This window comes from Mycobacterium neumannii, assembly GCF_048452905.1.
GTDB classification, from domain to species: Bacteria; Actinomycetota; Actinomycetes; order Mycobacteriales; family Mycobacteriaceae; genus Mycobacterium; species Mycobacterium neumannii_B.
The window spans coordinates 172195-198779 of record NZ_JBCGVF010000003.1 but is presented as its reverse complement, the minus strand read 5'-3'; the positions used below and the strand labels follow the sequence as shown (position 1 = coordinate 198779).

At 67.3% G+C, this 26585-nt stretch carries 29 protein-coding genes; 17 read left to right on the top strand and 12 right to left on the bottom strand.

The window, feature by feature from the left end; translation table 11 throughout:
- Positions 1 to 12: 12 nt before the first annotated feature.
- On the top strand, positions 13 to 1137 hold the full coding sequence (rlmN, locus tag AAHH99_RS07165) for a 23S rRNA (adenine(2503)-C(2))-methyltransferase RlmN (RefSeq protein WP_418768045.1): 1125 nt from the start codon (positions 13 to 15) through the stop codon (positions 1135 to 1137).
- 71 nt (positions 1138 to 1208) lie between these two features.
- On the opposite strand, the gene AAHH99_RS07160 is transcribed toward rlmN, so the two are convergent.
- Genes AAHH99_RS07160 through AAHH99_RS07145 form a run of 4 tightly spaced genes read right to left on the bottom strand, consistent with a single transcriptional unit; the run spans position 1209 to position 4865 of the window.
- Entirely contained in the window at positions 1209 to 1643 is a 435-nt protein-coding gene (locus tag AAHH99_RS07160) for a nuclear transport factor 2 family protein (RefSeq protein WP_418768044.1), read from the bottom strand.
- Positions 1640 to 3136: an aldehyde dehydrogenase family protein gene (locus tag AAHH99_RS07155; RefSeq protein ID WP_418768043.1), complete on the bottom strand. Its 1497-nt coding sequence runs from the start codon at positions 3134 to 3136 to the stop codon at positions 1640 to 1642. The genes AAHH99_RS07160 and AAHH99_RS07155 overlap by 4 nt, the downstream gene beginning before the upstream one ends.
- A gap of 58 nt (positions 3137 to 3194) precedes the next feature.
- Positions 3195 to 3740, bottom strand: coding sequence for a TetR/AcrR family transcriptional regulator (locus tag AAHH99_RS07150; RefSeq protein ID WP_418768042.1), 546 nt, complete (start codon positions 3738 to 3740; stop codon positions 3195 to 3197).
- Positions 3741 to 3761: 21 nt separating this feature from the next.
- Complete coding sequence (locus AAHH99_RS07145) at positions 3762 to 4865, bottom strand: phosphotransferase (RefSeq protein WP_418768041.1); 1104 nt, start codon at positions 4863 to 4865, stop codon at positions 3762 to 3764.
- Positions 4866 to 4909: 44 nt separating this feature from the next.
- Between AAHH99_RS07145 and AAHH99_RS07140 the strand changes: the two genes are divergently transcribed.
- Positions 4910 to 6076, top strand: coding sequence for a CaiB/BaiF CoA transferase family protein (locus AAHH99_RS07140; RefSeq protein WP_418768040.1), 1167 nt, complete (start codon positions 4910 to 4912; stop codon positions 6074 to 6076).
- Here the strand turns inward: AAHH99_RS07140 and AAHH99_RS07135 are convergent.
- Complete coding sequence (locus AAHH99_RS07135) at positions 6057 to 6587, bottom strand: TetR/AcrR family transcriptional regulator (protein WP_418768039.1); 531 nt, start codon at positions 6585 to 6587, stop codon at positions 6057 to 6059. The genes AAHH99_RS07140 and AAHH99_RS07135 overlap by 20 nt on opposite strands.
- A gap of 44 nt (positions 6588 to 6631) precedes the next feature.
- Here AAHH99_RS07135 and AAHH99_RS07130 point away from each other — a divergent pair, with 44 nt between their 5' ends.
- Genes AAHH99_RS07130 through AAHH99_RS07120 form a run of 3 tightly spaced genes read left to right on the top strand, consistent with a single transcriptional unit; the run spans position 6632 to position 8895 of the window.
- The gene (locus tag AAHH99_RS07130) at positions 6632 to 7873 is read left to right on the top strand and encodes a cytochrome P450 (RefSeq protein ID WP_418768038.1); all 1242 of its coding nucleotides are present in this window, start codon (positions 6632 to 6634) and stop codon (positions 7871 to 7873) included.
- An 8-nt stretch (positions 7874 to 7881) separates the two neighbouring features.
- A complete protein-coding gene (locus AAHH99_RS07125; protein ID WP_418768037.1) occupies positions 7882 to 8073 on the top strand; it encodes a ferredoxin in 192 nt (63 codons plus the stop codon).
- A 60-nt stretch (positions 8074 to 8133) separates the two neighbouring features.
- On the top strand, positions 8134 to 8895 hold the full coding sequence (locus AAHH99_RS07120; RefSeq protein ID WP_418768036.1) for a MarP family serine protease: 762 nt from the start codon (positions 8134 to 8136) through the stop codon (positions 8893 to 8895).
- Here the strand turns inward: AAHH99_RS07120 and AAHH99_RS07115 are convergent, their stop codons facing one another.
- Together AAHH99_RS07115 and AAHH99_RS07110 are read right to left on the bottom strand one after the other, a co-directional pair.
- Positions 8896 to 9711, bottom strand: a complete 816-nt coding sequence (locus AAHH99_RS07115) for a thioesterase family protein (protein WP_418768035.1) — start codon at positions 9709 to 9711, stop codon at positions 8896 to 8898. It abuts the gene before it with no gap.
- Positions 9708 to 10526 (bottom strand): SMP-30/gluconolactonase/LRE family protein, encoded by an 819-nt coding sequence (locus AAHH99_RS07110; protein WP_418768034.1) that lies wholly within the window; start codon positions 10524 to 10526, stop codon positions 9708 to 9710. Before AAHH99_RS07110 ends, AAHH99_RS07115 begins: the two co-directional genes overlap by 4 nt.
- Positions 10527 to 10599: 73 nt before the next feature.
- Between AAHH99_RS07110 and AAHH99_RS07105 the strand changes: the two genes are divergently transcribed.
- The 7 genes from AAHH99_RS07105 to AAHH99_RS07075 are packed head-to-tail and all read left to right on the top strand — an operon-like array spanning position 10600 to position 17383.
- Positions 10600 to 11304 carry an NIPSNAP family protein gene (locus AAHH99_RS07105; protein WP_418768033.1) on the top strand — a complete coding sequence of 235 codons (705 nt, stop codon included), beginning with the start codon at positions 10600 to 10602 and terminating at the stop codon, positions 11302 to 11304.
- The gene (locus tag AAHH99_RS07100) at positions 11301 to 12539 is read left to right on the top strand and encodes a cytochrome P450 (RefSeq protein WP_418768032.1); all 1239 of its coding nucleotides are present in this window, start codon (positions 11301 to 11303) and stop codon (positions 12537 to 12539) included. Before AAHH99_RS07105 ends, AAHH99_RS07100 begins: the two co-directional genes overlap by 4 nt.
- Before the next feature lies 1 nt (position 12540).
- Entirely contained in the window at positions 12541 to 13509 is a 969-nt protein-coding gene (locus AAHH99_RS07095; protein WP_418768031.1) for a zinc-binding dehydrogenase, read from the top strand.
- The gene (locus AAHH99_RS07090; RefSeq protein ID WP_418768030.1) at positions 13506 to 14243 is read left to right on the top strand and encodes an HpcH/HpaI aldolase family protein; all 738 of its coding nucleotides are present in this window, start codon (positions 13506 to 13508) and stop codon (positions 14241 to 14243) included. Before AAHH99_RS07095 ends, AAHH99_RS07090 begins: the two co-directional genes overlap by 4 nt.
- On the top strand, positions 14240 to 14962 hold the full coding sequence (locus AAHH99_RS07085) for an SDR family NAD(P)-dependent oxidoreductase (protein ID WP_418768029.1): 723 nt from the start codon (positions 14240 to 14242) through the stop codon (positions 14960 to 14962). The genes AAHH99_RS07090 and AAHH99_RS07085 overlap by 4 nt, the downstream gene beginning before the upstream one ends.
- Complete coding sequence (locus tag AAHH99_RS07080; RefSeq protein WP_418768028.1) at positions 14959 to 16464, top strand: flavin-containing monooxygenase; 1506 nt, start codon at positions 14959 to 14961, stop codon at positions 16462 to 16464. Before AAHH99_RS07085 ends, AAHH99_RS07080 begins: the two co-directional genes overlap by 4 nt.
- Positions 16465 to 16468: 4 nt before the next feature.
- Positions 16469 to 17383 carry an alpha/beta hydrolase gene (locus tag AAHH99_RS07075; RefSeq protein WP_418768027.1) on the top strand — a complete coding sequence of 305 codons (915 nt, stop codon included), beginning with the start codon at positions 16469 to 16471 and terminating at the stop codon, positions 17381 to 17383.
- An 87-nt stretch (positions 17384 to 17470) separates the two neighbouring features.
- On the opposite strand, the gene AAHH99_RS07070 is transcribed toward AAHH99_RS07075, so the two are convergent.
- Positions 17471 to 17941 (bottom strand): SRPBCC family protein, encoded by a 471-nt coding sequence (locus AAHH99_RS07070; RefSeq protein ID WP_418768026.1) that lies wholly within the window; start codon positions 17939 to 17941, stop codon positions 17471 to 17473.
- Positions 17942 to 18009: 68 nt separating this feature from the next.
- On the opposite strand from AAHH99_RS07070, the gene AAHH99_RS07065 reads away from it, so the two are divergent.
- The gene (locus AAHH99_RS07065) at positions 18010 to 19173 is read left to right on the top strand and encodes an acyl-CoA dehydrogenase family protein (RefSeq protein ID WP_418768025.1); all 1164 of its coding nucleotides are present in this window, start codon (positions 18010 to 18012) and stop codon (positions 19171 to 19173) included.
- On the opposite strand, the gene AAHH99_RS07060 is transcribed toward AAHH99_RS07065, so the two are convergent.
- The gene (locus AAHH99_RS07060) at positions 19170 to 20099 is read right to left on the bottom strand and encodes an LLM class flavin-dependent oxidoreductase (RefSeq protein WP_418769541.1); all 930 of its coding nucleotides are present in this window, start codon (positions 20097 to 20099) and stop codon (positions 19170 to 19172) included. The two genes, AAHH99_RS07065 and AAHH99_RS07060, sit on opposite strands and share 4 nt — an antisense overlap.
- 101 nt (positions 20100 to 20200) lie before the next feature.
- On the opposite strand from AAHH99_RS07060, the gene AAHH99_RS07055 reads away from it, so the two are divergent.
- Entirely contained in the window at positions 20201 to 21118 is a 918-nt protein-coding gene (locus AAHH99_RS07055; protein WP_418768024.1) for an LLM class F420-dependent oxidoreductase, read from the top strand.
- A 91-nt stretch (positions 21119 to 21209) separates the two neighbouring features.
- Here AAHH99_RS07055 and AAHH99_RS07050 read toward each other — a convergent pair whose 3' ends face one another.
- Positions 21210 to 21893: a DUF427 domain-containing protein gene (locus tag AAHH99_RS07050; protein ID WP_418768023.1), complete on the bottom strand. Its 684-nt coding sequence runs from the start codon at positions 21891 to 21893 to the stop codon at positions 21210 to 21212.
- A gap of 116 nt (positions 21894 to 22009) precedes the next feature.
- Between AAHH99_RS07050 and AAHH99_RS07045 the strand changes: the two genes are divergently transcribed.
- Together AAHH99_RS07045 and AAHH99_RS07040 are read left to right on the top strand one after the other, a co-directional pair.
- Positions 22010 to 23437, top strand: a complete 1428-nt coding sequence (locus tag AAHH99_RS07045; RefSeq protein ID WP_418768022.1) for a WS/DGAT/MGAT family O-acyltransferase — start codon at positions 22010 to 22012, stop codon at positions 23435 to 23437.
- 107 nt (positions 23438 to 23544) lie between these two features.
- Positions 23545 to 24099: a hypothetical protein gene (locus AAHH99_RS07040; RefSeq protein WP_418768021.1), complete on the top strand. Its 555-nt coding sequence runs from the start codon at positions 23545 to 23547 to the stop codon at positions 24097 to 24099.
- Here AAHH99_RS07040 and AAHH99_RS07035 read toward each other — a convergent pair.
- Positions 24096 to 24350 (bottom strand): DUF2631 domain-containing protein, encoded by a 255-nt coding sequence (locus tag AAHH99_RS07035; RefSeq protein WP_418768020.1) that lies wholly within the window; start codon positions 24348 to 24350, stop codon positions 24096 to 24098. The genes AAHH99_RS07040 and AAHH99_RS07035 overlap by 4 nt on opposite strands.
- Before the next feature lie 89 nt (positions 24351 to 24439).
- Here AAHH99_RS07035 and AAHH99_RS07030 point away from each other — a divergent pair, with 89 nt between their 5' ends.
- Positions 24440 to 25300, top strand: a complete 861-nt coding sequence (locus tag AAHH99_RS07030) for a mycofactocin-coupled SDR family oxidoreductase (protein ID WP_233151204.1) — start codon at positions 24440 to 24442, stop codon at positions 25298 to 25300.
- On the opposite strand, the gene AAHH99_RS07025 is transcribed toward AAHH99_RS07030, so the two are convergent.
- On the bottom strand, positions 25293 to 26585 hold the full coding sequence (locus tag AAHH99_RS07025) for a cryptochrome/photolyase family protein (RefSeq protein ID WP_418768019.1): 1293 nt from the start codon (positions 26583 to 26585) through the stop codon (positions 25293 to 25295). The genes AAHH99_RS07030 and AAHH99_RS07025 overlap by 8 nt on opposite strands.

The following is a 26585-nucleotide window of genomic DNA, read 5'->3' as shown; positions in this document are numbered from 1 at the left end:
TGGTCGGAGCTCATGCCCACCTCGTTGCCGCTCGTCTTCGATGCCCCGCGCCGCGCCATGCCGCCGCGGCATTTCGCCGACCTCGACGACGCGGGTCGTGCCGCGGCCGTCGGTGAACTCGGGCTGCCGGCGTTTCGGGCCAAACAGCTGGCCAACCAGTACTACGGCAGGCTGATCGCCGACCCCCACCAGATGACCGACCTGCCCGCAGGCCTGCGCGACCAGGTGGCCGGCGACCTGTTCCCCACGCTGCTCGATGCGGTACGCGAGATCGAGACCGATGCGGGCGAGACGCGCAAGATGCTGTGGCGCGCGGTCGACGGCACCACGTTCGAGTCGGTACTGATGCGCTATCCGCAACGCAACACCGTCTGTATCTCGTCGCAGGCCGGATGTGGGATGGCCTGCCCGTTCTGCGCGACTGGCCAGGGCGGACTCAAACGCAACCTGTCGACGGCCGAGATCCTCGAACAGGTACGGGCGGCCGCGGTGGAACTGCGTGACCGCGACGGCGACGGAATCACACCTGCGGCGCGAGGCGGGCGGCTGTCCAACATCGTGTTCATGGGCATGGGGGAGCCACTTGCCAACTACAACCGGGTGCTGGCCGCAGTGCGGCGGATCATCGCCCCCGCCCCCAACGGTTTCGGGATCTCGGCCCGGTCGGTCACGGTGTCGACGGTCGGGCTGGCGCCCGCGATCCGCAAGCTCGCCGATGAACGGCTCGGGGTCACGCTGGCGTTGTCACTGCACGCCCCGGACGACGAACTACGCGACACGCTCGTCCCGGTGAACAACCGCTGGAAGGTGTCTGAGGCGCTCGACGCCGCCCGCTACTACGCCGACGCGACCGGCCGTCGGGTGTCGGTCGAGTACGCGTTGATCCGTGATGTCAACGACCAGCCTTGGCGGGCAGACCTTTTGGGTAAGCGACTGCACGGCGCGCTCGGCCCGCTCGCGCACGTCAACGTCATCCCGCTGAACCCGACACCGGGCAGCGAGTGGGATGCCAGTCCCAAACCGGCCGAACGCGAGTTCGTCCGGCGTGTCCGCGAGCGCGGCGTGTCCTGCACTGTTCGCGACACGCGTGGGCGTGAAATCGCGGCGGCCTGTGGGCAGTTGGCGGCCCAAAGCTGAGTTCGTCGCCTCGAGACCGACGTATTGGCGGGTTCCGCTCGGACTTTCGCGCCAGAACGTCGGTCTGGGCGTTACTGAGCGGGGGGATTGGTGAACCAGACGTTCTCCTCGACCAGGCGACGGCTGCGCCAGCCGCCGCCTGTCCGCACGAGTTCGTGATGGTAGTACCCGCCGCAGAAGCTGGGCCCGGTCATGCCGGGCAACTGCATCGGGTTGTAGAACATCGCCCGGACCCGCGCGGTGTCACCCTCGGGCCCGGTGTCGACATCGGCCTCGATGTTGGTGACGTGGTGCAGGCTCCAGGCGATCACCCCGAAGTTCGCCGCGAACCAGTCCACCGCCTCGTCGCGGCTCCCGACGACAGCCCCCGCCGACGAGTAGTCGATGTGGGCGTCGTCGGTGAACACTGAGCGGTACAGCTCCCAGTCCTTGGTGTCGACCGCGCGGGCGTAGCGGTACAGCAGCGCGGCGATCTCGGCCGTATCGCTGGCGGAGGCCTGGGTCATGGCGCCGCGGTGTCGGGCATGCCGATCGTCTTGGCTTCGAGGTATTCCTTGTATCCCTCTTCGCCGTTGCGGTAACCCAGCCCGCTCTGTTTGGTGCCGCCGAACGGGCTGTTGATGCCGAAGTGGCTCTTGGCGTTGATCGTCACGTTGCCGGTGCGCATGCGGCAGGCCACCGCGAACGCGCGATCGAGGTCGGCGCCGGACACCTCACCGGACAGCCCGTAGATCGTGTTGTTGGCGATCGCGACCGCCTCGTCGTCGGTGTCGTACGGGGTGACCGTGAGCACGGGGCCGAAGATCTCCTCCTGGGCCACCTGGGAATTCGGGTCGACATCGGCCAACAGCGTCGGCTGGGTGTAGTAGCCGGTCGGCAGGTTCTCCGGGATGCCGCCGCCGGTGACAAGCCGCGCACCGGAGTCGATACCGCTCTTGATCAGGCCGAGAACCTTCTGGCGCTGGGTCTCGCTGATCTGCGGGCCCTGCATGTTGCCCGGTGTCCACGGGTCGCCGACCGGGAAGCCCTCCATCATCGTCTTGAGGATCTCGATGCCTTCGTCATAGCGGCTGCGCGGCAACAGGATCCGGCTCGGCAGGATGCAAGACTGCCCGCTCATCACGCACGCCATCATCGCCGCCATCGACAACGCCGAGTTGAAGTCGGCGTCGTCGAGCACGATGTGGGCCGACTTGCCGCCCAACTCCAGCAGCGTCTTCTTCACCGTCGGCGCGCCTGCGGCCAGGATGGCCCGCCCAGTGGCCGTCGACCCGGTGAACGTGATCATGTCGACCCGCGGATCGGCGGACAGCGCAGCGCCGACCTCGTTGGAGTTGGACACCACCACGTTGAACACCCCGGCCGGGATGTCGGTCTCCTCGGCGACGATGCGGGCGTACTCGCTGCCCGACCACGGCGTCAGCTGCGCGGGTTTGAGGACGACGGTGTTACCGGCCATCAGCGCGGGCACGGTCTCGGCGACGTTGAGGTAGAACGGCACGTTCCACGGGGTGATCGCGCCGACCACACCGACCGGCTCGTAGTGGATCTTGCGGCGGGCCGGGCCCAGCGGTGTCTCGTGCACGCCGTTGTCAACCAGGTAGTCGAAGTTCTTGCCGTGCTCGGCCCAGTGCTTGACCTCGTCGATCGGGCTCTCGATCTGGCTGCCGCTCACCGATACGGGGCAGCCGACCTCGGTGATCAGGATCCGGCGCAGCCGCTCCTTATTGCGTTCGAACGCCTTGTGCAGCTGGGTCAGGCAGTGGTAGCGGAAGTCCAGATCGCGCGACCAGTCGGTTTCGTCGAAGGCGCGCCGCGCCGCACCCACCGCGCGTGCCATGTCCTCGACGGTGCCGTCGGTCGCCCGGCCTGCGACCTGTTCACTGGCGGGGTGAATGACATCGAACGTCGCGCCACTGGCCGTGGTCTGCATTTCGCCGTCGATCAACATCCGCTCGTCGCCGGCCAGCACGCCGGTATCAGTCTCAACCTGGGTCATGCGGACAGCTTTACAAATTTTTGCGCGAGTGTCAGCTTTTCGGGCCGGAGCCTTACGCCTAACCCTGTGGCTTGATCCCGGTGGCGTGCCGCAGTTGCGCCAGGAACTGGTCGTCGTCGTCGCTGCGCACGATGTAGTGCGAGATCGCGACCCGAATTGCGGTGGCCGCCTTGACCGCTGCGTTCGGGCCGCTCAACAGCTTCTGCAGGCGCGCCCGCATGAGCGGAATGATCTTCGTCAGCTGCGGGATGACGACCTCGGGTTCGATGTCGACCACGCGAACACCGGAGTACGAGTGCTGGTATTCGACGATGAACCGCAACGCGGCGTCGAGCTTCTCGTTGCCCCGCAGGCCGGCCGTCGCCTTACTGATGCCGTTGTCGAACAGGTCACGCTCGAAAACGCCGAACGCGTCGAGCAGTTCACCTTTGGAGGCGAACCAGCGGTAAAGCGTCGGGCGGGACACGCCGGCCTGCAACGCGACCTCCGAGAGGCTGAGCTTGGTCTGCCCGCTTCGGGCCAGGACCTCCGAGGTCGCGACGAGAATCCGGTGCCGCGTCGAGGTGTCCTCGGGTCCGAGTGCGTCGCGCAGCGCTTCGTCCACGGGGCAAGCGTAGATCGTTCTTCACATCGACTTCTGGAGTACGGCGACAGTGTCGAGATCTTCTAGCGCCGCGATGCCGCGGCGCAGGCCCTCCAGGGCGATGCCCTCGGCCTGCATGCCTCCCAACCCGGCGGTGATCAGCGCGGCGACGTAGGCGTAGAGGGCGCCCTGGCGGTACCGCTCCCACAGCTCGTCGCGGTCCAACTCCGGTCCGCCGCATGCGGTGAGCGCTTGGCGGTAGACGTCGAGCAGGTCGCGTTGGTGCGCCTGGCGATCGGCGGGCGTCATGCTGGTGACCAGGGTGTACGCCAGCTCACGGTTGGGATGCCCGCGCCGGACGGCTTGCCAGTCCAGTAGCCCGGCCTCACCGTTGCGGAAGTACACATTGCCCGGATGCGCGTCCCCGTGCATCACGGTGTGGGGCGGCTCGTCGATGAGCCGGGCCACGGCACGGTAGTTCTCGTCGATGAATCGGCCGGCGTCGACCGCGATATCGGTGCGCTCGGCGATGCGGCGCGCCGACGTCTTCAACAGCGGCCCGGTGAGCAGTGACGCGGTATCGCCCGATGCGGTGTAGAGCCAGTCGGGCACCTGGTTCCAGAAGGTCGCGTGCAGCCTCGCCTGCAGCTCGACGATCTTGGCGGCCCGGTCGGCGCTGATCGGATGCAAGGTGTCGGGAAACTCGCATTCGTCGGCGGGCAGATCCTCCAGCACGAGGACGTAGCGACCCGTCACCGAGTCGAACACCGAGCCGTGACACGTCGGGACGCCGGTGAGCCGCGGGGACAGTTCGCGGTAGAAGCGGGTTTCGGTCGCGCCCAGCCGACCCATCTCGCCCATCAGGCGCGTGGCGACCGTCTCGGCGGCCAGCTTGACGAACACGGTCGGCGGGACGTCGTCTCCGATGAGCCCGAGCCGGGCACGCGACGAGGTGCCGGAGTCGCCGCCCAGCACCGACACCGCGGTCACAGGGCGGCCGATGATCCGCGACATGGCGGGCGCGTCCAGTTCGGACACGCACCGCGGAAGTGAGCGGAGACGGCCGAACGCGGCGTCGGTGGCGATACGTTGTACCCCGCGGCCCACATGTGTGGCCAGGCCGAGCACCGGCGCAGTGTGCTTCACCACGCCAGTTTACAAATTCGGGAATACATGTAAAGAAGGTGTCGATGGCGGGTCCGCTCGAGGGAGTGCGGGTGGTTGAACTCGGCGTGTGGGTCGCCGGGCCGGCGGCTGCCGGGATACTCGCCGACTGGGGCGCCGACGTCGTCAAGATCGAACCGCCGACAGGCGATCCGGCGCGGTTGTTCGGCAAGATGCTCGGTGTCGACGGCGACGTGAGCCCGCCGTTCGAGATGGACAACCGCGGTAAGCGCAGCATCGTGCTCGACATGACGACCGCCGACGGCCGCGCCAAGGCCCGCGAATTGATCGAGGGCGCAGACGTTTTCGTGACCAACGTCCGGCCCGGCGCGCTGGCGCGCATGGGGCTGGACTTCGCGGCTCTCGCCACGCACAATCCGCAATTGGTGTACGGGCTGATCACCGGCTACGGCGACAGCGGTCCGGACGCGGACCGGGCGGCCTACGATGTCGCCGCGTTCTGGGCGCGAGCGGGGCTGGCCCACTTGCTGACCCGTCCCGGCCAGACCCCGCCGTTTCAACGCGGCGGAATGGGCGACCACGCGGCGGGGATGACGCTGGCCGCCGCGATCTGCGCCGCGATGGTGGCGCGGGGCCGCACCGGGAAGGGGCAGTTGGTCAGCACGTCGCTGTACCGCCAGGGGGCTTACACGGTGAGCTTCGACCTCAACACCTTTCTGCTGACCGGGAATTCGATCGCGATCGGGCAGCGGGAAACGATGGGCAACCCCTGCATGAACAACTACGCGGCCGGTGACGGGCGCCGCTTCTGGATCGTCGGCTTGGAAGCGGGCAGGCACTGGCCGCCGTTGTGTCGCGCGGTCGGGCGTCCAGAGTGGCTGACCGATCCCCGGTTCGACACCCCGCGGGCACGCGCCGTCAACGCGGTCGAACTCGTCGCCGAACTCGACGAGATCTTCGCCTCGAAAACCCTCGCCGAGTGGGCGGAGGTCTTCGCCACCGAACCGGACTTCTTCTGGTCGCCGATCAACTCGCTGGAGGACATCGTGGCCGACGAGCAGTTCCACGCCGCGGGCGGCATCGTCTACGTGCCCGACGGCGAAGGCGCGGCCCCGATGGTCGCCTCACCGGCCGACTTCTCCGGTACGCCATGGGAGCCCCGATGGGCCGCACCGCGCTTGGGCCAGCACACCGACGAGATCACAGCCGAGCTCAAGACGTCGGGTGCTTAACCCGCACGGCATGGCGTAGCTGCGCGAGGAAGTCGGCGTCATCGTCGCTGCGCACCAGATAGTGAGACACCGCGACCCGCACCGCCGTCGCCACGGCAAGACCGGGGTCGGGTCCAGTGGCCAGCCGCTCCAGGCGCTGGCGCATCAACGGAATCACCCGGGAGAGCCGTTTGATCACTTGCTCCGGTTCGATGTCGATCATCCGCAGACCCGGATAGGACTGCTGGTAGTCGACGATCACCCGCAGCGCCGCGTCGAGCCGTTCGCTCGGAGGCAAGCCCGCCGTCGCCTCGGCCACCGCATGTTCGTAGTACTGGCGTTCCCACACCACGAACGCGTCGAGCAGGTCACGCTTGGAGGCGAACCATCGGTAGAGAGTGGGACGGGAGACCTGCGCCTGCAGTGCGACCTCGGAGAGGCTGAGCTTGGTCATGCCGTGGCGGCCGAGCACTTCTGCGGTCGCGGCGAGGATGCGTTCGCGCGTCGAGGAGTCTGCATCGGCTACCGGCACCGTCATAGCTTTACAAACATTTGACGAAGTGTCACGCTGAATCGGTGACTTCAGCCCGCGAATACAGCGCTGTCGACATCACGTCGGAAGAGTTCTGGAGCCGGCCCTTTGCCGCGCGCGACGAGACGTTCGCACGGCTGCGGGCCGCCGACGGGTTGTCCTGGCACCCTCCGCTGCCGTCCATGTTCGGGATCGAGGAGCCCGGCTTCTGGGCACTGACGCGGCGCGACGACATCGCCTACGTCAGCCAGCATCCCGAATTGTTCACCTCGGCTCAGGGCGTGGCGCTAAACCCGATGCCGGCCGAGATCCAGCGGTTCGCCTCGTTCTTCTTGACCATGGACCCGCCGCAGCACACCGTGTACCGCCGGCTGATCAGCTCAGCGTTCACCCCGCGCAACGTGCGGCTGATAGAGGAACAGATTCACAAGAACGCGGTCACCATCGTCGAAAACCTCGTCGACGCGGGCGAAGTCGACTTCGTGTCGGCATGCTCGGCGCAGCTGCCCATGCTGACGATCATGGACATGCTCGGCGTGCCCAGTGCCGACCAGCCCGCCGTCGCCTATGCAGCAGAGAAATTGTTTGGCATGAGCGACGACGAGTACGCCACCGAGGACGAGCGCGTCGCCGACCCGGTCGCGCAGATCGCGCTGTTGTCGAACACCGGCGTCGACCTGGCCAAGTTCCGGCGCACCCACCCCGGCGACGACCTGATGACGAGCATCGTCAACGCCGAGGTCGACGGCCACCGGCTGACTGACGAGGAGATCGGGGCTTTCCTGATCCTGCTCGCCTCGGCCGGCAACGACACCACCAAGCAGGCGACGACGCACGCGATGATGGCGCTGGTCGACAACCCCCGAGAGCGTGACTGGTTGATGGAGGACTTCGACGGCCGGATCGGTTTGGCCATCGAGGAATTCGTCCGCTGGTCCTCGCCGGTCCTGCAGTTCGCGCGTTTTGTCACCGAGGACACCGAGATCAACGGCCAGCCGGTCCGCGAGGGCGAAAAGGTCGCGCTGTTCTACTGCTCGGCCAACCGCGACGAGGCCGCGTTCGCCGACCCCGACACGTTCGACCTGTCCCGATCGCCCAACCCGCATCTCGGGTTCGGCGGCGGAGGCCCGCATTTCTGCCTGGGAAGCCAGCTGGCCAAAGCCGAGTTGCGAAACCTGTTCCGGGAGTTGCTGACTCGGTTGACGACGATCGAGTTCGGCGAACCCGACCTGCTGTACAGCAGCTTCGTGCACGGCGTCAAACGGCTACCCGCCGTCGTTCGCTAGGAGTGGGCATGCGCGTCGAAGTCGATCTGGACCGGTGCACCGGACACGGGATCTGCGAGTCGATCGCCGAAGACGTGTTCGAGGTGGGTGACGACGGCATCGTGCTGATCCAAGAGCCGGAGCGTCCGGAGTCCGACAGGGACCGGATGCAGCAGGCGGTGACGCAGTGCCCGGCCGCGGCGTTGCGCCTGCTCGACTAGCTCGACTGGCTGGGCAAGCTTCACCTCCGATTCGCCTCCCGCGGAGTTATCGTTTCGGCAATGAGGTCGAAATTGCTTGCGGTGTGCCTGGTCGCGATCGGCGCGACCGGCTGCGGCGCGATCAGGGGATCGTTCGACCTCGTCGCCGAGGAGCCCACTCCGATCGCGATCACCACGCTCGCCGCACCCGATGCCACGCTGGCCGACAGCGCAATCGTCGCCGAGGTGGCCCGCAGCGTCGTGAAGATCCACACGGAGGCCCTGCAGTGCGCGAGGACGGTGGACGGCAGCGGGGTCGTCGTCGCACCGAACCGGGTGATGTCTGCCGCACACACCGTGGCGGGCGCGGACGTCGTCAGAGTCTGGGCGGGCGACCGGGAGATACCGGCCACCGTCGTCGTTTTCGACCCCGCGATGGACGTCGCCGTGCTCGACGTGCCCGACCTGCACGCCCCCACGCTGGCGATGGACCAGCGCACCGCCGTCATCGGCGCCGATGCCCTCGTGCTCGGATATCCGGGCGGAGCGCAGTTCGTGGCCACCCCTGCGCGAATCCGCAGGGTCATGGAGCTTCTCGTGCCGGACATCTACCGCACCACGACGGTGAACCGCGAGGTCTACGTCATCAGGGGGCCGATCCGGCGCGGCGGTTCCGGCGGACCGCTCATCGACCTGAACGGCCACGTGCTCGGCATCAGCTTCGGGGCGGCCATCGACGACCCCGAGACAGGTTTCGTGCTCACCGCCAAGCAGGTCTCCGCGATGGTGACCGACGGGGCGCGCGCCAACAAGCCGGTCGCGACCGGTGCCTGCACGCCCTGATCAGCGCTGGGGCATCGGCCGGACGAGCACGGACTGCTGGATCGCGCCGACAGCGCCGGTCTCGTCGAAAAGCGTGCCGAGCGTCGTGCCGATGCCGTCGGGCCCGTAACTGGTCTCGGCGCGGATACCGATCCACTCGCCCTCCGGGATCCGGTGCACATGCACGACGAGGTCGGTGTTCATGAACGTCCAGCGGCGGATGTCGAGCTTGGTCCCGATGCCGTTGGCGTCGTCAGCCACCGCGAACAACCGCTCCAGCGGTGTCATGGCCTCGCCATTGACCAGGTCGACCTCCGGGCGGATCCACGACTCGCCGGGCCCCTCGCGCAGTGGTTCGGTCAACCACCGCCAGTCGAGGCTGTGTACGTAGTTGCGATCCCAGTCCTTTTTCATGTCACGGCTTTTCGCCTCGGACAGCGGGCGCAGGGGAGGTTGCGGCGCATGCTGCACGGCGTGGGTGTCGACGGTCTTCAACCGCCACCCGCTGGCCCGCGCGACAGGCCGCGGGTCCCCGTCCGGCCGCGCAGCGAGCAGTTCGGAGCTGACGAGCTCGATCTGCCTGCCCGAGCGCTCGATTCGCGACCGCACCCACAGATCACCCTCGGCGGGAACACCGCCGAGCAGGTCGATCAGCACCCGACTCAAGCGGGTGTCGTCGCGGGCCTCGCAGCGTTCGAGCGCGCGAACCAGGATGGCGGACACCGGCGCTCCGTGCTGGATCGCGGCCGACCAGGTGCTGCGGACCAGGTCGGTCGCGCGGAATTTCTCGCCGAGTGGATCGGCGTCGTCGATGAGCTCGTAATACGAATCGCTCACGGTAACCCGGCTCCCGGTATGTCGACGGTGGTCGCATCGAGGCGCGACAGCTTGGTGCCTTGCAGCCGCTGCGGGTACGCCTCGGTGCTGGACAACAGAAACAAGGTCCGACGCTCGGGACCGCCGAGCGCGCAGGCGATCGCGATGCGCTCGCCGATATCGATGCGGTCGGTGACGCCGCCGCCTTCGGTGATCCGCTCGAACTGACCGGCCAGCGTCATCGCGGCCCACACGCCTCCCTCGGCGTCGAGGCAGATGCCGTCCGGTGGCCCGTCCAGCCTGTCGGCGAAGACGCGGCGTTCGGACAGTGCGCCGTCGTCGGCTTTGGAGTACGCGGTCAGTCGGCGGCCGGTCGACTCGGCGACGATCAGCGTCGTGCCGTCGGCGGTGATGACCATCCCGTTCGGGAAGTCGAGGCCGTCGGCGACGACGGTGAAGGTGCCGTCGGGATCGAACCGCACGATCACTCCGTCTTCGCGGGCCTGGGATCCGACGTAGGCGCGCCCGATGCCGTCGACGACCATGTCGCCGAGTGGGGCCGGGACGATCGCGGACAGGTCGGCGATCGTCGTGACGTTCTCGCCGTCGTAGCGCAGCACCTGGCGCGCCTCGGTGGAGGAGATCAGCAACGACCCGTCGGGGCGAAATCCAAGGCCGGCAGGCGCGTGGCCGGGCAGCGGCAGCGTCGTCAGATCACCGCTGAGGTCGACGGTGTGCACCGCCCCGCCGAGCATGTCGGAGAACCAGAGCAGACCCTCGAACCAGCGCGGGCCCTCTGCGAAGCAGAACCCCTTCGCCAGTGGGGTCAGGGTCACCCGGGGCACACCTTTACAAAACACGCGACAAGTGTCACGCTCGCAAGGTGTCGCTGTCAAACGGGTGCACGTCATGAAGAAGTACTACGGTCACACGCTGCTCTATCTCCACGAGACCATCGCGCTCGGTTCTGGCCGGTCCGACCGGTTCAGTGAGGTTTTTGGCGACGTGTACCAGCCGATGATGGCTGAGCTGGGGGCGCGGTTGTTCGCGATCTGGGAGACGACGCCGTACAACGGCCACTGGCCCCAGGTCACGATCATCTGGGAGATCGACAAGTTCGCCGACTATGCGCGCATCGGTAAGGCCCAGGCCAGGTGCGGCACCCATGAGGAAGCCGCAGCGAAATGGTCGGCGTTTCTCGCCGAGATCGGCGCCTCGGGTGAGGGCCGCATCATGTACGCGGGCAAATACAATCGGACACTCGCCCAGCTGCAGGATGCGAACTTCCGTGCCGGCCTGGTGATCCAGGAGATCATGCAGACCAAACCCGGCCGCCAGGACGACTACATCCGTGAACTGGAACGCCTCTACGTACCGTGGTCGGAACGCACCGGAAAGCGTTGGCTCGGTTCGTTCATCACGACCTTCCGCTTCAACGAGGTCATCCATTACTGGGCGCTCGACGACGACTGGGACTGCTTCGCCAACCACTACCCGTCGTGGAAGGACAGCCCGCCCGCCGAGATCGTCACCTGGATGAGCGTCGCGCCCGCGTTGCGCGACGGCTGGGAAGACTCCATCCTGGCCGCCCTACCGCCGTCACCGCTGCGATGAAAATGACTGTTCTCGAGACGTTTTCCTATGATCCGTTCGACCCGGCGGTGATGGCTGATCCGCTGCCGTTCTATCGGGCGCTGCGCGATCGGTACCCGGTGTACTACGTCGAGAAATGGGACACCTACGCACTTTCGCGTTTCGAGGACATCTGGCGGGTGTTGGAGGTCAACGACGGCACGTTCGTCGCCTCCGAGGGAACCCTGCCCGCGGCAACGATTCTCGCGAAGCACAACGATGGGCCCGTGCCCGATCCGGCGCTGCATCCGATGCCCTTCCACGCCAACTTCGACGCGCCGATCTACGACACCGTGCGACGCTGCACGTCGGCTCCGTTCCGGCCGAGGTCGGCCGGCAAGTTGGGCGACCGCATCCGTCAACTGGCCAACGAGCGCCTCGACGAGTTGCTGCCGCACGGCGCCTTCGACCTGACCCAGGACTACGGCGGCATCGTCGCCGCATCCGTGATCTGCGAATTGCTCGGATTGCCGGTGGATCTCGCGGCCGACGTGCTGGCGACCGTCAACGCGGGCAGCCTCGCGCAGCCGGGAAGCGGGGTCGAGGTGGCCAATGCACGGCCGGGTTACCTGGAGTACCTGATTCCGATCATCCAGCGCAGCAGGACCACACCCGGCGAGAACCCGATCGCCGACAACCTGATCGAGTACCGGCTGCCGGACGGCTCGGCGTTCAACGATGTCGAGGCCGCCACCCAGTTGCTCGGGATCTTCATCGGCGGAACCGAAACGGTGCCGAAGATCGTCGCACACGGTCTCTGGGAGCTGGGCCTTCGGCCCGATCAGCTGTCCGCCGTGCGCAGCGACATCGACACCCACGTGCCCGTCGCGCGCGAGGAGATGATCCGCTATTGCGCGCCCGCGCAATGGTTTGCACGCACTGTGCGTAAACCGTTCACCATGCACGGCATCACAATGCGGCCCGGGCAGCGGATCATCTCACTGCTGGCGTCGGCCAACCGTGACGAACGCGAATACTCCGAACCCGACGCGTTCATCTGGAACCGTCCCATCGAGCGCCTGCTGACCTTCGGTCGCGGACAACACTTCTGCCTCGGGGTGCACCTGGCGCGGTTGGAGATCGGCATCATGGTGACCGAATGGCTCAAGCGGGTCGGAGACTGGTGCATCGACGGTGAGGCCGCTTCACGGCCGCCGTCGAGTTTCCAATGGGGCTGGAGCAGTGTTCCTGTCGAGGTGCACCCGGAGGGTGTGTGAGATGTGGTCCTATCGACTGGTCGCGCCGTACACCTTCGAGCGCCAAGACATTCCGGAGACAACGCCGGATTCGTTGGCGGATCAGCAGGTGCTGCTGCGCTTTCGCGCGGCGGGGGTCTGCGGTAGCGACCTGCCGCCGTTCCGGGGTGTTCGCGGCAAGATCGCCGGCGATCGGGGGGTGAGCGCGGCCGAGATGCCGGGCTTCCCGATCCACGAGGTCGTCGGCGAGGTGATCGCCAGCAGGCATCGCAGCCACGGTGTGGGGGACTGGGTCGTCGGCTGGGCGTCCGGCTTCGACGGCCTGATGCAACATGTCGTCGCCGACGGCGACGGGCTGGCCTACTACGACCATAATCTGAGCCCGCAGCATGCCGTCGCACTGCAGCCGCTGGCGTGTGTGCTGTATGCGGTCGAACAGTTGCCCAAACTCAAAGGCCTGCACGTCGCGGTGATCGGGCAGGGCTCGATCGGTCTGCTGTTCTCCTATGCGGCAAAGGCGTTCGGCGCACGTCGCGTCACCGGCGTCGACCCGGTCGACCGCGACGTGGTGGGCAAGGAGTTCGGCGTGGACACGATCGTGCGCGCCACCAGCGACCGGTGGGTGAGCCACCTCGAGCCCGGCGACCGGCCCGATGTGGTAATCGAAGCCGTCGGGCACCAGGTCGCCACCCTCGGTCACGCGATCGAGGCAGCCGCGCCAGGTGGGACCGTGTTCTATTTCGGTGTGCCCGACGACGACAGCTATCCGATCAGCATGCGCACCATGCTGCGCAACAACCTGACGCTGAAGTCGGGTGTGACCCTGGACCGGCGACGGATGCTGGCCGCTGCCAACGAGTTCGTCCGGCACCACCCCGATCTGCTGCCCGCCTATGTCACACACACATTCGGCGTCGACGATGCCCAGGCCGCGTTCGAACTCGCGTGCCGCCCCGCACCCGACCGCATCAAGATCGCGATCGTCGAATGACCAGCCGAATTCAGCAGGCGCTCGCCACCCGTGAGCACGTGTGGGGAGGATGGGTGGTCGGACCGACCATCATGGGTCCCGAAGAATTCGCCCAGGCCGGCTACGACTACGTCGGATTCGACGTGCAGCACGGGTATCTGAGCGACGCCGATGTCGCGCTGTTATTGCGTCGCCTCGAACACGTCCGGATCGCGACGGCGGTGCGGTTACCCTCTGCCGACCCCGCACCGATCGGCCGTGTGCTCGATGCGGGCGCCGACGCCGTCATCATCGCGATGGTGGAATCGCCGGAGCAGGCCGCCGGGGCCGTCGCGGCGACCCGGTACCCACCCGCGGGGGTGCGCAGCTACGGGCCGCTGCGCGCCGACGTCGGCCGCGTTCCGGCCGAACACGAAGCCCGCGCTGGGGTATTCGCGATGATCGAGAGCGTGCGGGGACTGGCCGCGGTCGACGAGATCTGCGCGGTGCCCGGAGTGACGGGCGTGTACGTCGGCCCCAACGATTTGGCGATCGCGCTCGGACACGCCCCGGCCGCGGCCTGGACCGCGGCGCCCGTCACGGACGCGCTCGCTCGTATCCAGTCCAGCGCCGCCGCGTCCGGCGTGATCGCCGGCATCCACGCCGGCAAGAATGGAAGGACCATGGCCGACATGGGGTATCGCATGCTCACGGTGGCGTCGGAGTCTCAGGCGTTGCGGCGCGGCGCCGAGGAGATCCTCAGGGATTCCCAGTGACGGGCGATCGCGTCGCGCTGGTGACCGGCGCCGCACGCGGGCAGGGCGCGGCGATCACGAAACGCCTTCTCCAGGACGGGTTCCGGGTCGCGGCATGTGACGTGCGGATGGACGAACTGCGGGCGACGATCGCCGACCTCGGCGACGAGGTGATCCCGGTCGAACTCGACGTCACTTCGCCCGAGCAGTGGCAAGCCGCCGTGAGCCAGGTGGTCGACCGGTTCGGGGGGTTGTCGACGCTGATCAACAACGCCGGGGTGCTGCATCGGTGCTCACTCGACGACGAAACACCCGAGGCGTTCGAAAGCAGTTGGCAGTTCAACTGTCTGGGCCCGTTCCTCGGAATCAAGGCGGCACTGGAGCATCTCCGGCGGGCAGCGGGGCCCGCGATCGTCAACACTGTCAGCACCGGTGCCATTCGGCCCTTCCCGAACCACGCCGCGTACGGATCGTCGAAGTGGGCGTTGCGTGGGCTGACCCAAGCCGCCGCCGCTGAACTCGTTGGGGCCGGCATTCGGGTCAATGCGGTGTTCCCGGGCCCGATCGAGACCCCGATGCTCGACCCCGCCACACAGCAGCGGCTGACCGCGACGCTCGGCCGGATCGGGAAGCCCGACGAGGTCGCGAACGTGGTCGCCTTTCTGGTCTCCGAGCAGGCGTCCTTCATGACGGGAGCCGAAGTCGTCGTGGATGGAGGGCAATGCCTTCGAATCGGGTGAGGTATCCGAGCCCTTCGGTCGGGATCATCGGCGCCGGCCCCGGCGGCCTCGCGCTGGGAATCTTCCTGCGTAAGGCCGGATTTAGGAACTTTACGATCTTCGATCGTGAGGACGGCGTCGGCGGTACATGGCGAACCAACACCTACCCTGGCCTGGCCTGCGATGTGAAGTCGCATCTGTACTCCTACTCGTTCGACCTCAACCCCGACTGGTCACGGCTGTGGTCCGGGCAGAAGGAGATCCTCGAGTACTTCGAACGCTGCGCGCAGCGCTACGAACTCACGCCGCACCTGCGGCTCAACACCGAGATCACCTCGGCGCGATGGGCGGGCGACCGGTGGCAGCTGACCTCGGCGACCGGTGAACACTTCGCATTCGACATGGTGGTCTCCGCGGTCGGATTGTTCACCCGTCCCGTCATGCCCGACCTGGTGCAAGAGGAGCCGTTCACCGGCACACTGATGCACACTGCGCGGTGGGACCATGCGGTGAACTTGGTCGGCAAGCGAGTCGCGATGCTGGGCACGGGTTCCACGGCGGCGCAACTGGTTCCGGAGGTCGCCAAGGTGGCCGAGCGGGTCTATTCGGTACAGCGCTCACCGACATGGGTGCTGCCCAAACCTGACCGTGCCTACACCGAGCGTGAGAAGTGGATGTTTCGCAACATCCCGCTGGCGAAGAAGATCTACCGGACCCGGCTGTGGCTGCGCAGCGAGTCGAACATCGCGGTCATCGAGGACGGCAGCGACAAGACGCAGGAGTTCAAGGGCATTGCGCTCAAGACGCTCGAGGCGACGATCCCCGACGACGAGTTGCGTGACAAGCTGACCCCCGACCATCCTTTCGGCTGCAAGCGGTTGGTGTTCGCCACCGACTACCTGCAGTCGCTGACCCAACCGCACGTCGAGGTCATCGCGAGCCCGGCGCGAGCGTTGCGGGCGCGCTCGCTGGTGACGGAGGATGGCACCGAACTCGACGTCGACGTGGTGCTCTGCGCGACGGGCTATGCCGCCGCCGACTATTTGGGCCAGATCGAGGTTGTCGGCGAGGGCGCGGTCACGCTGCGCGAGACCTGGAGCGAGGGCGCCTACGCCTACCTGGGCATGGCGGTGCCGCGCTTTCCCAACTTCTTCATGCTCTACGGTCCCAACACCAACGTCGGGTCCAACAGCGTGATCTTCATGCTCGAGGCGCAGGCGTACTACATCGTGCGGGCGCTCAAACACCTTCGGCGCCGCGGTAAGTCGTACATCGAGGTTCGGCCGCGCACCATGGCGGCGTTCCTGGCCAAGATCGACGGCTGGATGCAAGGCACCGTCTGGCTGACCCGCTGCAGCAACTACTTTCGCGCCGCCAACGGCCGGGTCGTCACGCAGTGGCCGCGCAGTGCCCGGGCGTTCTGGGGTATGACGCGACGGTTCAAGGCGTCCGACTACACGTTCGACCCGCCACGGCGGGACCGGGCGGCGACGAAGCACACCCCGACCGCTGCGAGGCGCTGACGTCGTGACCCTCACCGAGCGACTCGACCCCGCGCTGCGCCACCTGGCGGAGGCCCGGACCGACCTGTCGCCCGGACTGCTCGGCGTCGTGCGCGACTCGCTCAACCAGCGCCGCGCCGAAACGGCCAGGGCGGTCAACGACATCGTCGTCGAGATCGAAGAGCGGGTGGCGCACTCGGTTCCGGTGCGGATCTACCGCGGCGCGGCCGCACCGTCACCGGCGGCGATCTACTGCCACGCCGGGGCGTTCGTATTGGGCAACCTCGACACCGACCACCTGCAGTGCGTCGAGCTGGCCAGGCGCGGCGGTTGTACGGTGCTCTCGGTCGACTACAGGCTGGCGCCCGAGCATCCGTTCCCTGCGGCGCTCGATGACGCGCTGGCCGTGCTGAACTGGACGGCCGAGTGCGCGACCGAACTCGGCCTCGACGCCACCAGGTTGGCGGTCGCGGGAAGCAGCGCAGGTGGCGCGCTGGCGGCAGGACTCGCGCAACTCTCGGCGGACTCGTCGGCGCCGCCGGTGGTGTTTCAGCTGCTGCACCAACCGGTGCTCGACGACCGGCCCACCGAATCGAAGACGGAGTTCACCACGACGCCCGGTTTCGACGGGCCCGCCACCGAGATGATGTGGCGGCACTACCTCGGCGATACGGCCGCCGACGCGTCCGCGGTTCCGGCCCGCTCGGCCGACTTGTCCGGTGTGGCAGACGCTTTCATCAGTTGCTCAGAGCTCGACCCGTTACGTGACGAAGCGGTGGAGTATGGGTTGCGGCTGATGCGCGCCGGCGTCGCGACCGAACTGCATGTGTTTCCGGGCACCTGTCACGGGTTCGACTCGCTGCTTCCCGAGTGGGACACCAGTATCCGGCTGTTCGAACTGCAGGGCACGGCGCTGCAGCGCGCGTTGCACGGAAGCTGAATACGCACGCTCGCCGGCCGCGAGTGTCCACAAATTGTCGCGATGTGGCGGCGTGTCGTGTGCAGACACGGTCGCTCGCGGAAGTTTTTACAAGGTGAGTTCGCGGGCGATCGCGGAGTGGTAGGCGTCGATGTGTGCAGGGTTGACCGCCCGGAAGAACCCGTCGGGCATCGGGGCGTGCTTGGGGGCCTCGACCGTCATCGTCCGAGTGAACAGCGTGATGTCTTCGCCCGGCCGGGTGAAGTGGTACTCGACGGTGATGCGTCCCTCCATGCCGCCGTTGCCGTCGGGGTCGTGACCGAGGCGGCCGACCGAGGTGAAGACCCAGATGGTCGGGCGGGCGGCGACGGCCAGGTGCCAGGTGAAGATGCGATCGCCGTCGGCACCGGTCTCGGTCCAGGTGTCGCCGACGCGCAACGGCAGGTGGTCGGGCAATCCGCCGATGTGGGCGCTGGTGGGATACGTCTTGGGCCAGTTCGACGGGTTGGTCACGAAGTCGTAGATCTCCGCCGCCGGGTGTCGAAACGCGGTCTCCGAGCTGGTGGTGACGATCCCCAATGTGCTGCCTTCCGTGGATGAACCGGTTGAGACTTTACAACTAACCGCACTAGTGTCACGGTGTCCAGGTGGACTTCTCCCGCCTAGAGCTGAGCGAGGACGACCGGGTGTTTCAGGACGAGCTCCGGGACTTCCTGCGCTCCGTCGTCACCGACGAGGTCATCCAAAGGGACCGCGAAACGGGTGAGAACTTCGACGAGGGTGTCCATCTGGCGCTCGCCGCGCGCGGATACCTCGCTGCCGACTTCAATTCCGAGGCCGAAGGCGGATTCAACGCCATCCGTCGACGGATCTGGGAGCTGGAGATCGGCCGCTCCCACGCACCGTGGTTCCACTGGCCCACGACGATGATGGTGGCACGCAGCCTGCAGCAGTTCGGCTCCGAGGAACTGAAGCAGGAGATCCTGCCGATGGTTCTCTCGGGGCACTACCGGCTCTGCTTGGGCTACACGGAACCCGAGGGTGGCTCGGACGTCGCGACCTGCAAGACCCGGGCGGTGCGTGACGGCGACGCCTGGGTGGTCAACGGCTCCAAGATGTTCACGTCCAACGCGCACAACGCGCATTACGTTTTCCTGATCACCAACACCGACCCCGCCGCGCCGAAACACCAGAGCCTGACGATGTTCCTGGTGCCGCTCTCCTCGCCGGGCATCGAGATCCAACCGATCCGCACCGTCGACGGCGACCGCACCAACATCACCTACTACAGCGACGTCCGCGTCGACGACAAGTACCGCGTCGGCGCGGTCAACGGCGGCTGGTCGGTGCTGCGCGAGGCGCTCAACGCCGAGCACGGCACCATCGAACGCGACGACCAGGGTCTGCAGAAGCTGGCGACGATGACCGAGCACCTGCTACTGCTCGCCGAGGCGGCCGACCGCATCGCCGCCGTTGTCGGCGAGGAGGATTCGGCCCGGTATCGCCTTGGCCGCGCGATCGCCAGGATCGAGGCTGCGATGAGCACGCCGGAGATGTTCGGCAGGGTGGCGAACGCCCAGACGATGCGCGACGTCGCACCCGATCTGATGGACCTCTCGGGCGCCGCGGGCGGCTTGCCGACCGGTGTCGAGGGCGCAGCGGGCGACGGGGGAGTCGAGTACGCCTTCCGCCTGGCCGGACCCGCCGGTATCTACGGCGGCACGCTGGAGGTGTTCCGCAACATGATCGCCCAGCACGCACTCGGACTCGGGCGGCCGAACTACTCACCGCCGGCGAAGCGTCCGGCCTAGAGTCGCGCGATCACCTCGCAGGCCAACAGGTCCAAGGTCTGGTCGGATGCCCGATCGTGGGTAAACAGCACGATCTGACCGAAACCGAGGTCCTGCAGTTCATGCAGCCGGTCGACGACGGCGGACGGCGTTCCGATCAGGCCCCCCTCGTGCAGCCCGAATGCCGATGCGCCGAAACGCTTCTCGGCCAGCCGCTTCACGTCCGGCAGCGACGCGTCGTCGGGCGCCAGCGCCATCACCGCCTCGACCGACAGCACGACGCTCGACGGATCCCGGCCGACGTCCTCACAGATGGCGCGCAGGACCGACACCTTGTGGTGCAGTTCGCCCAGTGCGTACGTCGGCACGTTCCAGACGTCGGCGTACCGCGCGACCAACGGCAGGGTGTACTTCTCGCCGACGCCGCCGACCACGATGGGTGGCCTCTGCTGTACAGGACCAGGTTTGACGGGGAAATCCGTGACCGTGAAATGCTTGCCGCTGAAGTCGATTCGCTCGTCGGCGAAGGCCTGGGTGAGGATCTCCAGCGTCTCGCCGAGGCGTTCGGAACGCTCGCGAAATGACCCCCACGGCAGCCCCACCCGGTTGTGCTCGTCCTCGATCGAGCCGCTGCCGAGCCCGAGCTGCAGCCGGCCGGCCGAGATCTGGTCGAGTGTGGTGACCATCTTGGCCAGCACCGCGGGATGGCGAAACTGGTTGCACAGCACCATGTGTCCGACGCGGATCCGTTCGGTGTTGCTGAGCAGCGCGGTGGCCAGCGTCCACGCCTCCAGCGACGGATAGTCCGGCACGCCCGGGCCGTAGAGATGGTCGTAGAGCCACAGCGAGTCGATGCCGAGTTGCTCGCAGCGCCGGGTGCGATCCAGCATCTGCCCGTAGGTGAAGCCCATCTGAGGCAGGTACACGCCGATCTCGGGCTTGCCCATGTCCGCAGTTCCCATCGCTGTCGAAGCTGTACTTTCCGCGGTTCGCATGGTAACGACATTCTCGGAAAACGAGAAGAATGTTCTAGACGGGACACACATATATGCGGTTCACCTTCACCCATCCGATGCACAGCCACCCGTACAACCCGGAGTTGGTCACCGGCAGGGGGATCGCCACCGTCGCGGCCGCTGCCGAGGCCGCGGGGTTTCACGGCTTCGGTTTCACCGACCACCCGGCGCCGACTGAGCGCTGGCTGAACGCCGGTGGTCATGATGCGGTGGACCCGTTCGTGGCCATGGGTTACGCGGCCGCCACGACGACCACGCTGCGGCTCATCCCCAACATCGTCGTGCTCCCGTACCGCAATCCGTTCGTGGTGGCCAAGGCCGGTGCCACCCTGGACCTGTTGTCGGAAGGGCGGTTCAACCTCGGCGTGGGGGTCGGCTACCTGAAACGCGAATTCGCGGCGCTAGGAGTCGATTTCGAGGAGCGAGCGGCTCTGTTCGAGGAGGCGCTGGAGGTCATCCGCGGCATCTGGACAACCGACGACTTCTCGTACGAGGGCCGTCACTTCACCGCCAGCGGGATCACCGCGCACCCGCGACCCCTCACCGACCCCCATCCGCCCATCTGGATCGGCGGCAACACCGGCGCCGCCCGCAAGCGCGTCGTCGCCTACGGCGACGGGTGGTGCCCGTTCCCCGCACCGGCAGTACTGGCCCAGACCGCGCGCACGGCGCCGATGGACGTGGACGCTCTGACGTCCGGCGTCGAGGATCTTCGCCGTCGCTTCGACGAGGCAGAACGCGACTGGTCGCGCATCGACATCACGTTCACCAATCCCGACGGTGGCAACCCCGGCGGCGACGACTTCAACGCCGACGCGTACCTGTCCGGCCTGGAGAAGCTGGCCGGGGTCGGGGTGACGTGGGTTCAGGTCGGCCTTCCGGGTGACAGCCTCGCGCACGTGCTCGAGACCATCGAGCGGTTCGGGGAGTCGGTGATCGCCCAAGCCTAGCTACGGTCGCCGAATCTGAACTTCTGTGCGATATTTCGGCGCAAAGTCGAGCATAAATTCAGGTTCGGCGCGGGGGTTATCGGCGCGGGGGTTATTGGTCGGGCGACGGCAACTCGGCCAGCACGTCGGCGCGGGCCGGGTCGAAGCTGAAGAAGCCTGCGATCGGCAGCGTCTCGGGCGGCGGGTCCGGATAGCTCCACGCGATGTCCTCGACGACCGTGTCGCCGACGACGGCCGACCAGTACGACGCGTAGCCCTTGTAGTTGCAGTAGGTGGTGGTCGGTGACGGCCGTAGCAGGTCCGTTCGCACGTGCGACGGGTCGACGTAGAGGCGCGGCTCGAGCGACGTCTCGAACACGATCACCGTCTCTGTCGTGTCGACCAGTGCCTGGCCCGCCACCGTCACCCGCAGCGCGCGATCGGTCGGGCGGCAGTCCACGCGGTGATACGGGTTGGGCGGATAGTGCACGAGCGTGCGGCCTTCCTCCAGCCAGGTGTCGACGGCGTCCCATGGCACGCGGACATAACCGGGCGCCTCGACCACAGGCTCACTCGGAAGGTCGCCGACCTCGTCGACGGGAAAGGCGTAGCTGAGCGGATGGTCGCGCCGATGCACCATCAGCGCCCGCTCGGTGTCGAGCACCGGGCGACCGCCGCGCAGGGCCTGCACGCGGCGCGGATGCGGTTCGACGAACACCACGTCGTCGGGCAGCGGGGGCGTGAACCAACCGGCCGGATCGTTGCTCAGCGGTCCGCGGGCGGCGACGAGGGTCATGCCGTCAGCCTTACAAATTTCGCGCACATCGTCACCTCTTGTCCGAACGCGCTTGAGAAAGAGCACGATTGGGAAACCGGTAGGCGTCGGCTGGGCGAGGTGGGATGCGGGGAGGAATGAAGCGACTCAACGGCGTGGACGCGTTGATGCTGTACAGCGAGACGCCCGAGGTCCACATGCACACCCTCAAGATCGGCATCCTCGACGTGTCGAATGTCCCCAACTACAGCTTCGAGATGTTCCGGGAGGTCGCGTATCCGCGCCTGCTGGGACTGGCGGCACTGCGCTACCAGCTCGTCGACATCCCGCTGCGACTCCACCATCCGATGTGGTGGGAGAACCCCGACATCGACCTCGACTACCACCTGCGCCGCGCACGAGTCGCACCGCCGGGCGGACGGCGCGAACTCGACGACCTGATCGGCGAGATCGCCAGCACGCCGCTGGATCGCAGCCGCCCGCTGTGGGAGATGTACGTCGCCGAGGGGTTGGCCGACGGCCGCGTCGCGATCATCCATAAGGTCCATCATGTGCTGGCCGACGGCGTCGCCTCGGCCAATCAATTGGCCAAGGCCCTGGAAGACGAGACGCCGACGCCCGTTCGCGCCGTGGCCGATCCCGCGATGAGGTCCACCGCGCAGCTGCTCAAGGCCGCGGGCCGCGACCACGCGCACCTCATCCGCCGACTGCCCAGGCTCGTCAACGAGACGGCAGCCGGTGTCGCCCGGGTGCGCAAGCGCGCCAAGGAGCGCGGCCGTCATCCCGATCTGGCGCGCAACTTCGCCCCGCCGCAGACTTTCCTCAACCACGTCGTGTCCCCTGGCCGCCGCTTCGCGACGGCGCCGCTGTCGTTGGCCGAAGTCAAGGAGACCGGCAGGCATCTAGGTGTGACGCTCAACGATATCGTGCTGGCTACCGCGGCCGGGGCGCTGCGCACGCTGCTGCTGCGCTATGACGGGCACGCCGATGCACCGCTGATCGCCGGTGTTCCGGTCAGCACCAACCCCTCGCGAGATCGGTTGACGGGCAACGAGTTCACCTACATGATGCCGTCGCTGCCGGTGCACACCGCCGATCCACTGGAACGGGTCCGGCTCACCGCGCTGGCGACCAAGATCGCCAAGGAGAGCCATCAGTTGCTCGGACCGACGGTGCTGCCGGCGTGGATGTCGTATCTACCGCCGGCTCTGGCGCCCAGGTTCTTCCGATTGCAGGCGCGCCGGATGGAGTCGGGCGCGGTGATGAACCTGACCATCTCCAATGTGGCGGGACCCCGCGACCCCGGGCATATCGCCGGTGGCGTCCTCAGCGAGATCTACTCGGTGGGGCCGGTCGTCACGGGCAGCGGGATGAACATCACGGTGTGGAGCTACGTCGATCAACTTGCCATCTCGGTACTGACCGACGACCGCACACTCGACGACCCGCATGAGGCCACCGACGCGCTGCTGGAATCCTTCGCCGATATCCGCCGCGCGGCCGGACTCCCCGGCGAGTTGGCCACCGTGGCATCGGCGATGCCGCTGGCCGCCGCGTCTCACTGACCGGCACCGCGACGTCGGACCTTTACAGATCGCGACAATAGTGTCACGCTCTAAGGGCGCCGCGACGGCCCCTCGACCGGCGTCGCTGACCCGATCGGATAGGAACTATGGCAACTCGACCCTTTCCCGACGACGTCGTGTCGGTCGACGGTGCTTCGGCTGCCGACGGCCCGGCCAACTACCATCACCTGACGGTCCTGGCGGCCGACCTGGCCGATGTGATCGGGTCTGCGGGCGGCTGGCTGTTCGACCGGGCGCGGGCCGGGTGGGATGTCGACGTGTGGATCGCGGACTGCGCTGACGAGCGGCCGCTGACGATCCTGGGCGCCAACGCCGTCGACGACACCGGTGAGGCTGTCCTGCGCGATGTACCCCGCAACGGCGCGCTGGCGGTCAGTGCGGCGCTGCTGCGCGACGATCCACGGGTCCGCGCCGGCGTCTTCGAGCTGGCGAGGCGCGGCGTCGAGGTGACGGCCTGGGGTGATGACCGGTCGGGTGATTTCGGTGATCGCATCGACACGATCGAGCACCAGCTCAGCGTCGCGGCCCGCGCGTTCAAGGCCCATGCCCTGACCGCGGCCGGATTGACGCACAGCGTGGGGGCCACCGAGACGCTGGTCGGCCTAGGGGTCGATTCCTTCCGGCCGCTGAATCCGGTCTAGCGGATCCAGCCGCGTCTGCGCAGCCACCAGTCGCGCGCCACCGCGGCCAGAATCAGCACGGCGAATCCGATCAGGAAGAGGTCCTCGACGCGCCCGGTGTGGTTGCCGTGGATGAGGGCGAGCAGGAACAGCGCCGCGATGATGCCGCCGATGTGGAAGAACTTGGGGTTCTCCTTCGACCATCCCCACTCGGCGGACGGCACGTCTTCGACGTCGACCCCGCTGTGTCGCTGCACCTCGGTGTTGGCCACGGCTGCTCCTCATGGTCGGGCTCGATACTGCCGACATTCTGGCATATGCGTATTCAGGGCCTACTACGCCGGCCGTAGGGTGATGCGTCATGACAGCGCGGACGCGAGGAGCGCAACGGCAGATGCAGTTCGAGGGCAAGGTCGCATTCATCACTGGCGCGGCGCGAGGTCAGGGCCGGGCGCACGCCGTGCGGTTCGCCGAGGAGGGCGCCGACATCATCGCCGTCGACCTGTGCGAGCAGATCGACAGCGTCGCCTATCCCATGGCGACGCAGGAGGACCTCGACGAGACCGTCAACCTGGTGGAGAAGACCGGCCGCAGGATCATCGCCGAACGCGGAGACGTCCGCGACCTGGAGCGGATGCAGGAGATCGCGGCCAAGGGCACCCAAGAGTTCGGCCGTATCGACTTCGTGCTCGCCAATGCGGGGATCCTGCCCGCCGCGGGGGACCAGGGGCGCGAGATCTCCGCGTTCGTCGACGCGGTGAACGTCATGCTCAACGGCGTCTACTACACGATCACCGCGACGTTGCCTGCGCTGCTCGCCCACGGCGACGGTGGCGCGATCGTCATCACCAGTTCGGCGGCCGCGTTCAAGCCCGTCACCGTCGACTTCGGCACCATGAACCACGGCGCGGCGGGCTACACGGTCGCCAAGCACGGAGTCATCGGCGTGATGCGCCACTTCGCGCGGGCGTTGGCGGAGAAAAACATTCGCGTCAACTCGGTGCACCCTGGCGGGGTGGCCACGCCGATGATCTACAACGAGGCGTTGGCGCAGTGGTCGGGTGAGCATCCGGCGTTCAGCGTCAGTCAGCAGCCGCTGCTGAACGTTCCACCGGTCGAGCCCGAGGCGATCAGCGACGCGATGGTGTACCTGTGCGGCGCAACCGGCAGATACCTTACCGGGGTGGCGCTGCCGGTCGACGGGGGTCAGATCATCAAGTGATCTCGGCGTACCGCCGCAGCGCCTCCTTGCGTTCGGCGGCGTGGTCGACGATCGGCTCCGGATAGATGTCGTCGTCGAGGTCGGGCACCCAGCGCCGTACGTAACTGCCGTCGTGATCGAACTTCTCACCCTGGGTGGTCGGGTTGAAGACGCGGAAGAACGGCGCGGCGTCCGTCCCGGTGCCTGCGGCCCATTGCCAGCCATGCTGATTGTTGGCCATGTCGCCGTCCACCAGCTGCTCGAGGAACCATCGTGCACCCCACTGCCACGGCAGATGCAGGTCCTTGACCAGGAAGGAGGCGACGATCATCCGGACCCGGTTGTGCATCCAGCCGGTCTCGGCGAGCTGGCGCATGCCGGCGTCGACGATGGGATAGCCCGTCCTGCCCTCTTTCCAGGCCTCGAACCGCTTCTGTGCGTCGGGACCGTCGTCGAGGCTCATCCCGTCGAACGACCGATTGAAGTTCCACCAGACGCTGCGCGGCCATTCGCCCAGCACCGCGGCGTAGAAGTCGCGAAACGCCAACTCCCGCAGGTACGCCTGCGCGCCCTCGCCCCGGCCGAGATCGGCGGCCATGGTGCGCGGATGGATGGTGCCGAACTTCAGATGCGCCGACATGCGGCTGGTGCCGTTCAGATCGGGGCGGTTCCGGTCGTCGGCATACGTATCGAGTCCGTTGGCCACAAACGACTTCCACTGCTTGCGGGCCGCCGTTTCACCGGCGGGCATGTCGAGGTCGACACCTGCGTCCGGGATGTCCACCGCGCCCCCGACATCCGACGGGTCGAGCCAGCGCGCCGATTTCGGGCCGGACGTGGCAGGTGCGCGCCAGCCGTGTTCGCGCCAGGCTCGGTGAAACGGGGTGAACACCTTGTACGGGGTGCCGTCGGGTTTTTTCACCCGGCCGGGGGAGACGAGGTACGGCGAGCCCGACGCCTCGAGAGGGATATCGCCCAGCGCGGCCGCCACGGCATCGTCGCGCCGCCGAGCGAACGGCGTGTAGTCCGCCGAGATGTGCACCGCGGAGGCGCCAATAGCCTTGGTCGCAGCGGGTATTCGCTTCTCAGGCCGGCCTCGCGTGACGTACAGCCTGCCGCCGAGGCCGTCGCGCAGATCGCGCAACGCGTCGTAGAGGTACTGCAGTCGACGGGCTCCCGCCGACGCTTCGAGCCGGGGGTCGAGGACGTAACAGGCGAACACCTCGCCGTCAGCGGCGGCCGCGGCCAGCAGTGAGGGCAGATCGCGCAGGCGCAGATCGCGACGAAACCACAACAATGTGGGCAT

Excerpts from the sequence above, each read along its gene's own strand:
- rlmN (WP_418768045.1), top strand. The coding sequence starts at position 13 with ATGCCCACCTCGTTGCCGCTCGTCTTCGATGCCCCGCGCCGCGCCATG.
- AAHH99_RS07160 (WP_418768044.1), bottom strand. The coding sequence starts at position 1,643 with ATGACCCAGGCCTCCGCCAGCGATACGGCCGAGATCGCCGCGCTGCTG.
- AAHH99_RS07155 (WP_418768043.1), bottom strand. The coding sequence starts at position 3,136 with ATGACCCAGGTTGAGACTGATACCGGCGTGCTGGCCGGCGACGAGCGG.
- AAHH99_RS07140 (WP_418768040.1), top strand. The coding sequence starts at position 4,910 with ATGGCGGGTCCGCTCGAGGGAGTGCGGGTGGTTGAACTCGGCGTGTGG.
- AAHH99_RS07125 (WP_418768037.1), top strand. The coding sequence starts at position 7,882 with ATGCGCGTCGAAGTCGATCTGGACCGGTGCACCGGACACGGGATCTGC.
- AAHH99_RS07120 (WP_418768036.1), top strand. The coding sequence starts at position 8,134 with ATGAGGTCGAAATTGCTTGCGGTGTGCCTGGTCGCGATCGGCGCGACC.
- AAHH99_RS07105 (WP_418768033.1), top strand. The coding sequence starts at position 10,600 with ATGAAGAAGTACTACGGTCACACGCTGCTCTATCTCCACGAGACCATC.
- AAHH99_RS07100 (WP_418768032.1), top strand. The coding sequence starts at position 11,301 with ATGAAAATGACTGTTCTCGAGACGTTTTCCTATGATCCGTTCGACCCG.
- AAHH99_RS07095 (WP_418768031.1), top strand. The coding sequence starts at position 12,541 with ATGTGGTCCTATCGACTGGTCGCGCCGTACACCTTCGAGCGCCAAGAC.
- AAHH99_RS07090 (WP_418768030.1), top strand. The coding sequence starts at position 13,506 with ATGACCAGCCGAATTCAGCAGGCGCTCGCCACCCGTGAGCACGTGTGG.
- AAHH99_RS07060 (WP_418769541.1), bottom strand. The coding sequence starts at position 20,099 with ATGGGCAAGCCCGAGATCGGCGTGTACCTGCCTCAGATGGGCTTCACC.
- AAHH99_RS07055 (WP_418768024.1), top strand. The coding sequence starts at position 20,201 with ATGCGGTTCACCTTCACCCATCCGATGCACAGCCACCCGTACAACCCG.
- AAHH99_RS07050 (WP_418768023.1), bottom strand. The coding sequence starts at position 21,893 with ATGACCCTCGTCGCCGCCCGCGGACCGCTGAGCAACGATCCGGCCGGT.
- AAHH99_RS07045 (WP_418768022.1), top strand. The coding sequence starts at position 22,010 with ATGAAGCGACTCAACGGCGTGGACGCGTTGATGCTGTACAGCGAGACG.
- AAHH99_RS07040 (WP_418768021.1), top strand. The coding sequence starts at position 23,545 with ATGGCAACTCGACCCTTTCCCGACGACGTCGTGTCGGTCGACGGTGCT.
- AAHH99_RS07030 (WP_233151204.1), top strand. The coding sequence starts at position 24,440 with ATGACAGCGCGGACGCGAGGAGCGCAACGGCAGATGCAGTTCGAGGGC.
- AAHH99_RS07025 (WP_418768019.1), bottom strand. The coding sequence starts at position 26,585 with ATGCCCACATTGTTGTGGTTTCGTCGCGATCTGCGCCTGCGCGATCTG.